2 protein-coding genes are annotated in these 862 nt (G+C 55.9%); both read left to right on the plus strand.

Annotation, left to right across the window (positions count from 1 at the left end; all coding sequences use genetic code 11):
* Positions 1–256: 256 nt before the first annotated feature.
* Entirely contained in the window at positions 257–388 is a 132-nt protein-coding gene (locus tag AC4ED1_RS14645; RefSeq protein WP_490939868.1) for a hypothetical protein, read from the plus strand.
* 78 nt (positions 389–466) lie between these two features.
* On the plus strand, positions 467–625 hold the full coding sequence (locus tag AC4ED1_RS14650) for a hypothetical protein (protein WP_490939870.1): 159 nt from the start codon (positions 467–469) through the stop codon (positions 623–625).
* The last annotated feature ends 237 nt before the right edge of the window (positions 626–862 follow it).

The following is an 862-nucleotide window of genomic DNA, read 5'->3' on the forward strand; positions in this document are numbered from 1 at the left end:
CCAAACGCAACGCTACAGTACACAAAAGCAGCGACCCCGTCGAACGGCGCTCCGGTCAGAGTGATTGTGTGTGATACTTTAAGTTTATACGGAGTGATAGATGCGAATAGTGGTATCGATGCCCCTGGCGCTTACAGCGGCAGTGTTGGTGGCGGCCAAAACGTCGTAATATTCGCCAGACAGATAATCGGAAACGGAGTTATAAAGGCAAACGGGAATCCAGGGCCAACCGGGATCGCCGCAGGTGCTTCCGTAAATGGAAGCGCTTATGCCAACGGTTATTTACCGAACGTTGGTACAACTGGGGTTTCTGGAGCTTCATATTCGTCTTCAGCGGGAGCAGCAGGCGGGAGCGGCTACGGTGTTCCGCAAACCGATGCCGCGTTAAAAGCCATGAAATATCCAACTTGGTTGGGAAACTATCTTTTATACGGGTTTGGATATTTGGTAGGTCAAGTGTATATGAATGGAAGTAACGGGAACAGTGGAGCGAGTTATTACGGTACTGGCTCTGCAGGTGGTGGTGGTGGCGGCGGTTTATGGGCGAGCGGAGGTAATGGCGGAACAGGCGCGGCAACAGGTACGAATCCGACCGGGGGGGGTGGCGGTGGCGGAGGAGGAGTAATCTATATCTTCTCCGAAAACCCCATATCCGCCATTACGCTCTTTGCCAAGGGAGGTAACGGCGGAAACGGATACGGCACTGGCGGTGGAGGCGGAGGCGGGGGCGGCGGTTATATCGGGCTATGGGCACCTGCGAGCTCTGCGAACTGGGATGTAAGTGGCGGCGCTCCTGGCACGGGCGGCACTGGCGCTCAATCGGGCATGACAGGTGCCGTCGACCGGTTCTACTTCGCACCGT

The sequence above is a fragment of the Effusibacillus sp. SKA8 genome (assembly GCF_058273125.1).